The 7,683-nt window shown below is 34.0% G+C and carries 7 protein-coding genes and 1 other annotated feature; all 7 genes read left to right on the top strand.

Annotation, left to right across the window (positions count from 1 at the left end; translation table 11 throughout):
- The first annotated feature begins 68 nt into the window (after positions 1–68).
- The 7 genes from ACFO5Y_RS09045 to ACFO5Y_RS09015 all read left to right on the top strand — a co-directional run bounded on the left by ACFO5Y_RS09045 (position 69) and on the right by ACFO5Y_RS09015 (position 7,437).
- Positions 69–431 (top strand): Spx/MgsR family RNA polymerase-binding regulatory protein, encoded by a 363-nt coding sequence (locus ACFO5Y_RS09045; protein ID WP_197105315.1) that lies wholly within the window; start codon positions 69–71, stop codon positions 429–431.
- Between the two features lie 543 nt (positions 432–974).
- Positions 975–1,225, top strand: a binding site (T-box leader).
- A gap of 65 nt (positions 1,226–1,290) precedes the next feature.
- The gene (locus tag ACFO5Y_RS09040) at positions 1,291–2,142 is read left to right on the top strand and encodes an SAM hydrolase/SAM-dependent halogenase family protein (RefSeq protein WP_197105316.1); all 852 of its coding nucleotides are present in this window, start codon (positions 1,291–1,293) and stop codon (positions 2,140–2,142) included.
- 4 nt (positions 2,143–2,146) lie between these two features.
- Entirely contained in the window at positions 2,147–2,701 is a 555-nt protein-coding gene (locus ACFO5Y_RS09035) for an ECF-type riboflavin transporter substrate-binding protein (RefSeq protein WP_197105317.1), read from the top strand.
- A gap of 5 nt (positions 2,702–2,706) precedes the next feature.
- On the top strand, positions 2,707–4,434 hold the full coding sequence (locus ACFO5Y_RS09030; RefSeq protein ID WP_197105318.1) for an ABC transporter ATP-binding protein: 1,728 nt from the start codon (positions 2,707–2,709) through the stop codon (positions 4,432–4,434).
- The gene (locus ACFO5Y_RS09025; protein WP_197105319.1) at positions 4,434–5,264 is read left to right on the top strand and encodes an energy-coupling factor transporter transmembrane component T family protein; all 831 of its coding nucleotides are present in this window, start codon (positions 4,434–4,436) and stop codon (positions 5,262–5,264) included. The genes ACFO5Y_RS09030 and ACFO5Y_RS09025 overlap by 1 nt, the downstream gene beginning before the upstream one ends.
- A gap of 166 nt (positions 5,265–5,430) precedes the next feature.
- Positions 5,431–5,832 (top strand): universal stress protein, encoded by a 402-nt coding sequence (locus ACFO5Y_RS09020; protein WP_138403397.1) that lies wholly within the window; start codon positions 5,431–5,433, stop codon positions 5,830–5,832.
- A gap of 147 nt (positions 5,833–5,979) precedes the next feature.
- Complete coding sequence (locus tag ACFO5Y_RS09015; RefSeq protein WP_197105320.1) at positions 5,980–7,437, top strand: DEAD/DEAH box helicase; 1,458 nt, start codon at positions 5,980–5,982, stop codon at positions 7,435–7,437.
- The last annotated feature ends 246 nt before the right edge of the window (positions 7,438–7,683 follow it).

Here is a 7,683-nt window from a genome sequence, read left to right as displayed (position 1 = left end):
CTATAAAAAAATAGTAGTGAGAAATCCACCGTCGTGGTTTACTCACTACTAATCTTAGTATGTTTTTTATGTTAACAATTTACGGTTTAGGTCATTGTACGACTACGAAAAAAGCAAAGAAATATTTAGAAGATGAAGGTGTCAGTGTAGATGATATTATCGACATTCGCGATAATCCACCGAGTGAAGAAGTCATTCAACAAGCAATTGCATCAACGAATGGGCAAGTTCGTAAAATAATGAATACATCTGGGAATCTGTACCGTGAAATGGACTTAAAAGATAAGTTGGATACAATGAATGAATCGGAAATTATTGATCTACTTTCTAAAAATGGTATGTTAATTAAACGACCTCTAATTACAGACGGTAAGACAATGACGAATGGTGCAAAGGAAAGTGTATTAAAAGCAGCTTGGTTAAATAATTAAATCAAACTTAAGAGGTGCCTATGACAACAATAACGATCATTAAACAATTTATATTCCGCTTAATACTCACAGGACTTGGACAGTATGCCGTCATTGAAGGTATTAGAGTGATAGATCCTTCGAATTCGATTATAGAGTTGATTCCCATGATCCCTTTTACCGCAATTTTTTCAACACTAATAAATACGGCATTATTTCATTTTATTGTCTATGCAGTTAATAGATTAACTCGTTTTAGTCACAAAATGCTCGTAACACTTTCTATTATCTTAGGCTTGCTTTTATTATCAATTGTTCTCTTTATTTTCTCGGATAGTTTCTTAGGGTCATTCTCGGCTTATATATTTTTATATACATTACCATTTCTAATAATTGAAACACTATTATATTTTATTCGAAATCGGAAAATTTTATAATGACGCTAGGATAAGATGACACGAACATTATTATCATAGGGGTGGAGATGTTTCAAATAACATTGACTTTAATAATTATAGCTGATATATTAACGTTAAATTATATCATGAAAAAATAATGAGAATATTAAACACATTGAAAAGAAAAGTATATTTATTCATAATTTATAGAGAGCCTCGTAAGCTGGAAAAAGGTAATTATGATAGATAGAAAATGGTCTTTGAGTGGATATATCGAAAGTAGAGCTTAAGATATATACGTCGGCACCCGTTACAGTGTCTCAGTAAATCAATGAATTGTTTACTGAATAAGACAATGAGTTCAACGCTCTTGTAAATGAAGGTGGTACCACGTGAATATATATTCTCGTCCTTGCGTAATTTTTTACGCAGGGATTTTTTAATGAAAAAATTTAAATTTATCTTACATGATGGAGGTCAAAATGAATAATAAACATTTAGTATTACAGACAGATTTTGGATTAGTGGATGGGGCAGTTTCAGCTATGCAAGGTGTGGCATACACTGTTGCGCCAGAAGTAACAATTAGTAATTTAACACATGAAATTGAACCTTACAATATTAATGATGCATCATATAGATTGTTACAAACAGTAGCATATTGGCCTGCAAAAACTGTTTTTGTGTCTGTAGTAGATCCAGGTGTTGGTAGTAGCAGAAGAAGTGTCGTTGCAAAAACAACTGCTGGACAATACATTGTCACTCCAGATAATGGATCATTATCACATGTTGCAAAATTCGTTGGTTTAGAAAGTGTTAAAGAAATTAATGAAGAAGTTGATCGTCTACCACATTCTGAGAAAAGTCATACATTCCATGGCCGTGATGTTTATGTTTATAATGGTGCAATGATTGCGGATAATGAATCATATTATGATAATTTATCTAAAGAAGTGATTGTTGACTCAATTAAGACATTAGAGATCACAGAACCTGAATTACGTGATGGTGTCATTCACGGTGTCATTGACATTCTAGATGTTCGCTTTGGTTCTTTATGGACAAATATTCCATTAGAACTCGTTGAAGAAGCTGGGATTCAAACGGGTGATAAAATCAGTGTACAAATTTTCCATGATGATATTAAAAAGTACGATAACCAATTATTATTCGGACACAGCTTTGCTGATGTTGCAGTTGGTGAGACTGTAGGATATATTAACTCATTAATTCGTTTAGGTGTAGCAATTAACCAACAGAACTTCTCTCAAACATATAATATCGGGACAGGGAATGACTGGTTAATTCAAATAAAAAAAGTAAAAGGAGAATAGATTTATGAATAATAATAATAATTCATCTATAATTAAACTCGTTGCTGTAGGTATTGGTGCAGCTGTCTTCTTCATTCTAGGACGTTTCCTTTCAATTCCTACGGGAGTTCCAAACACAAGTATTGAAACGACGTATCCATTTTTAGCTTTAATGTCTGTCATTTATGGACCCGTTGCTGGTTTATTAATCGGTTTAATTGGACATGCAATTAAAGATTTACTTACATATGGTTTATGGTGGAGTTGGGTTCTTTCTTCTGGTGTCACTGGCTTTGGTTATGGATTAATTGCAAAACGCTTAAACATTCAATCAGGCGAATTTACTAAAAAAGATATGATTACATTTAATATCGGACAAGTCGTTACAAATGTTCTAGCATGGGGGATTATTGCACCGCTTCTAGATATTCTAATTTATTCAGAACCTGCTAATAAAGTGTTTGTCCAAGGATTTGTTTCAGCTGTTATGAATTCAATTGCCGTCGGAGTATTAGGAACGTTACTGATTACAGCCTATACAAAAACCCGAACTAAAAGTGGAAGCTTAACGAAAGAGTAATTTATATGGACCTTCAAGAAAAAAGAACGCCGATAATCAAATTTGATAAAGTTAGTTTTCAATATGATAGTCAGGCAGAAAAAAATCTCATCGATATTAACTTCGATGTTTACGCCGGCGAAACAATATTAATTGTTGGACCGAGTGGATCAGGGAAATCGACAATTGCTCGTTGTATTAATGGGCAAATACCAAATACACATCCAGGTCAACTTGACGGGTTTGTTTCAGTCAATGGAAAAGAAGTACAAACGAGCTCTATTTTTGACTTATCCTTAGAAGTAGGAACGGTTTTACAAGATACAGATGGACAATTTGTTGGCCTAACAGTTGCTGAAGATATTGCCTTCGCATTAGAAAACGATGGTGTGGAGCAAGAAAAGATGCAAACCATTGTCGAGAATTGGAGTGAAACTCTAGAAATTGATGACTTACTTCAAAGCATGCCGAATAAACTTTCTGGTGGCCAGAAGCAGCGTGTTTCAATTAGTGGCATTCTAGTTAATAATGCGCCTATCTTATTATTTGATGAGCCATTAGCAAACTTAGATCCGGCATCAGGTGCGGATACAATGCGTTTAATCAACCAATTAAGCAAAAAGCACAACTATACAACAATAATAGTAGAACATCGTTTAGAAGAGGCTCTTTTAGCAGATATTGATCGTATCTTGGTCATTGATGAAGGTAAGCTAGTGTTTAATTCATCACCAACGGAGCTATTAAAAAGCACGGTCTTACAAGAAGTTGGTGTTAGAGAACCGCTTTATTTAACAGCGATGAAGTACGCTGGGATTGATATTAATAAATATAATCATGTGAACACTTTCAGCCAAATAAATCTATTATCTGAAGATATCAAGCTTATTGAAGAGTGGGCGAGTCAAGTGACACACGAAGAAGATTTTAATGAAAAAGATACTATATTGAGAGTCGACCACTTTAATTTTTCGTATAATTCAGAAACTAATGTCCAAACCTTGTCTGATATTAAATTCTCAGTAAATGAAGGCGAAATGATCAGTATTGTCGGGACTAATGGTGCCGGTAAATCAACATTAGCAAAAGCAATTAGTGGTTTTGTGAAGCCCAGTTCTGGGAAAATCATCGTAAATAACGAAGAGATTCGCGATTTATCCATTAAAGAAATTGCGGATACGGTTGGTTTTATTATGCAAAATCCAAACAATATGATTTCAAAAACTATGCTTTACGATGAAGTTGCTTTAGGTTTAATTAATCGCGGATGGAAAGAAAGTGACATTGAAGAAAAAGTGTTTGATACTTTAAAAATTTGTGGCTTATATCCATACCGTAATTGGCCAATCTCGGCTTTAAGTTATGGGCAGAAGAGAAGGGTGACAATTGCGAGTATCCTTGTTTTAGATCCTAAAATTCTTATCTTAGATGAACCAACAGCAGGACAGGATTACGCGCATTATACTGATATGATGCAATTTCTTAACCAACTCAATCTTGAAAGAGACATGACTATTCTAATGATTACGCATGATATGCATTTAATGCAAGAGTATACAGATCGAACATTGGTGTTTGATACAGGTAAATTATTAGCCGATACGAATCCATCAGAGTTGTTTTCTAATACTCATTTATTAAAAGCCGCCCATCTTACTGAGACAAGTCTATACCAATTAGGTAAACTTTTACCTTCGATGACTTCAGAAGATTTTATTGGACGCTTTATGCGTTATGAGAGGGGGATGCGCTGATGAGTCAAGAGAATTTATTTGGTTACATCCCTAATAAGACAATCATACATAATCTAAGTGGCTCCACAAAGTTGATTAGTTTTATCTTATTATCCTTAATTGTAATGACTAGCTTTGACACTCGATTTTTAGTAGCAATGACAATCTTTAGTTTAATTTTGTTCTATATCGCACGTATTCCATGGAGAAATATTAAAGTATTAATCTATTTTGTTTTAGTATTTTCTATCTTAAATTTACTTACAATATATATCTTTGAACCAGAGTATGGCGTACAATTGTATAACTCGCGAACAGTGCTATTTGATGGCATCGGACGGTATACAATTACGGCAGAACAATTATTTTATGAGTTTAATGTCGCAATTAAGTACTTTACGACCATTCCCTTAGCTTTAATATTTATATTCACAACAGATCCGAGTGAATTTGCTTCAAGTTTAAATCGAATTGGTGTATCGTACCGAATTAGTTACGCTGTATCATTGGCATTACGTTATATTCCGGATATTCAAGACAGCTTTTTTGAGATTAGACAAGCTCAACAAGCTCGTGGACTGGAGATGAGCCGGAAAACATCACTAATGAAACGAATTACCCGCTCTGCACAAATCATTATGCCTTTAATCTTTAGTAGCTTAAATCGAATTGAAATTATAAGCCAAGCAATGGAGTTACGTCGCTTTGGGAAAAATAAATTAAGAACATGGTATAGATATAGACCTTTTACTAAAAAAGATGTTATCGCCTTGGCTTTGATCGTTATAATTACCGTCATTGGAATTTTATTATTCTTTGTTAATGGTGGAAGATTTTATAATCCCTTTTAATAAACACATATACGAATACATCTGCGAACAGGCAGGTGTATTCTTTTTTGTTGTATATTGATTATATTCATTTTACTATCTTTAATTCTTGCTTATTCTGATGTATGTTTTATAATGAATATAGGCAGGTTGGTTGCGCTTACAATAAGGAGAGGTGTTGATACTAATGTCAAAAATATATGAGAATATACTTTTGCCAGTTGACGGGTCACAACAGTCGATCGATTCATTCAAACGAGGAGTCCGCTTAGCAAGAGAATGGGATAGTAATGTGTATTTAGTTCGAGTAGTGAAGGAAGATGATGGTCAAGATATTCCTAAAGAACAGCGTGAATCACTATTAAACTCACTAAAAGAGTATGCTAGAAATGAAAGGGTTTCTTTAGAAACAGAATTAATTTATGGAGATCCTCGTACTCAAATTGCTGAAGTATTAGTAGACCGCTGGTCTATTGATTTAATTGTATTAGGAGCGACAGGTAAAGGTCGTGTAGCGAAGATGCTTATTGGATCAATTACAGATTATGTTGTTCGAAATGCCCAATGTGATGTATTAATTAGTCGTTAAATTCATTCTTTATAAAACTGCTCTATATTAATTAGGGCAGTTTTTTATTTGAATTAACGGAAATATTTTATATTTATTACATTTTTTCATACCATTTGTCTGACAATCTGATATACTGATGCGACGTAGTAAAGAAAGTAGGAAAACATGAAAAAAATTACATTTGAATCGATGGGTATTAGCTCAGAAATTACTAAAGCCTTAGATAGCCTTCGATATTATCATCCAACATCAGTACAACAGGAAATTATTCCACTCGCATTAAATAAAGAAGACATTCTCACTGAATCGCAAACAGGAAGTGGTAAGACGGCTGCTTTCGGTATTCCACTTTGTGAGCAAGTTGTTTGGGAAGAGAATAAACCGCAAGCATTAATCTTAGTACCAACACGTGAATTAGCAATGCAAATAAAAGAAGATATTATGAATATCGGTCGTTTTAAACGATTTAAAGTGACGGCAGTCTATGGTAAATCTTCATTTAAAACTCAAAAATCAGAACTGAAGCAGAAAAGTCACATTGTTGTTGGTACTCCAGGACGTATCTTAGAGCATCTTCAAGAAGGCACTTTAAATGTGGATGAAGTTAAGAGTTTGATTCTTGATGAAGCCGATGAAATGCTGAATATGGGCTTCATCCAACAAGTTGAAGACATTATTGATTATTTACCTAAAGAACGTCAAACGATGTTATTTTCCGCTACAATGCCGTCTGAAATCGAACGACTTGCATTCTTTTATATGAAAAAAGATCATAAGACAATAAAAATGGAGAAATCAGAAGAAAACACGCCAAACATCTCACAATCTTATATTCGAGTCCAAGAATTGCCTAAAGAAAAGTTATTATTGGACCTATTAACGATTGAAAATCCAGATACATGTATCATTTTTTGCAATACAAGAGATGTGGTTGATGCAGTCGATAGTTATTTAGCAAAAGCAGGGATTCCAATCGATAAATTACATGGTGGAATGGATCAAGATGACCGTTCGGATGTCATGCAGGAATTTAGAATTGGTAAACTGCGTTATTTGGTCGCAACCGATGTTGCATCACGAGGTATTGATATTGATAACGTGACGCATGTTATCAATTATAATGTTCCTTTTGAGAATGAAAGTTTCACTCACAGAACTGGTAGAACTGGACGTGCAGGGAAAACAGGGGTTGCCTTAACTTTAATTAGCGATAATGAGATGAAGCGTTGGCAAGAAGTAAGTGAGTATGCTAAAGAAGCTGATATGCACTTTACAGAGATTAAAGCTCCAAGCAATCGCCAAGTTATGAGCCGTAAGACAGCTTTTGAGAAGAAAATTAATTCAAGACCTGTATTAAAAACAGCACGTAATAAAGAATTGAATAAAGATATTACAAAAGTCTATTTCAATGGTGGGAAAAAGAAAAAGCTTAGAGCTGTCGATTTTGTAGGAACTTTAACGAATATTAAAGGTGTCGAAGCCGAGGACATTGGTATTATTACCATCCAAGAAAATGTCACATACGTTGAAATACTGAATGGTATGGGACCATATGTTATCACTGAGATGCAAAACCGAACTGTAAAAGGGAAAAAATTAAAAGTTCATAAAGCGAGAAAATAATTAACATAACACCCAACCCAATATCCAGAATATTGGCACCGGAAAATTATAATCCAAACAAAAACATAGTGAGTCTCTATTTACAATTAAGAGTACTCACTATGTTTTTTGTTATGTTGAATTGCAATAATTATTGCGACAATTTTTTATTTACTCAATTAATAAGAGTTCGTGTAAAAATACTTCCAAAGGTGTTTGGTAATCTAAGCATTTCCTAGGGCGATTATTCATTAACCACAAAGCTTG

Origin of the sequence: Ruoffia tabacinasalis (genome assembly GCF_042652985.1) — a bacterium.
GTDB lineage: Bacteria > Bacillota > Bacilli > Lactobacillales > Aerococcaceae > Ruoffia > Ruoffia tabacinasalis.
Note: the sequence above shows the minus strand (reverse complement) of the source record. Positions and strands in the feature narration are given on the sequence as shown.

Bases quoted from the DNA above. Each gene is read 5' to 3' on its own strand.
- ACFO5Y_RS09015 (WP_197105320.1), top strand. From the start codon at position 5,980: ATGAAAAAAATTACATTTGAATCGATGGGTATTAGCTCAGAAATTACT.
- ACFO5Y_RS09020 (WP_138403397.1), top strand. From the start codon at position 5,431: ATGTCAAAAATATATGAGAATATACTTTTGCCAGTTGACGGGTCACAA.
- ACFO5Y_RS09040 (WP_197105316.1), top strand. From the start codon at position 1,291: ATGAATAATAAACATTTAGTATTACAGACAGATTTTGGATTAGTGGAT.
- ACFO5Y_RS09030 (WP_197105318.1), top strand. From the start codon at position 2,707: ATGGACCTTCAAGAAAAAAGAACGCCGATAATCAAATTTGATAAAGTT.
- ACFO5Y_RS09025 (WP_197105319.1), top strand. From the start codon at position 4,434: ATGAGTCAAGAGAATTTATTTGGTTACATCCCTAATAAGACAATCATA.
- ACFO5Y_RS09045 (WP_197105315.1), top strand. From the start codon at position 69: ATGTTAACAATTTACGGTTTAGGTCATTGTACGACTACGAAAAAAGCA.
- ACFO5Y_RS09035 (WP_197105317.1), top strand. From the start codon at position 2,147: ATGAATAATAATAATAATTCATCTATAATTAAACTCGTTGCTGTAGGT.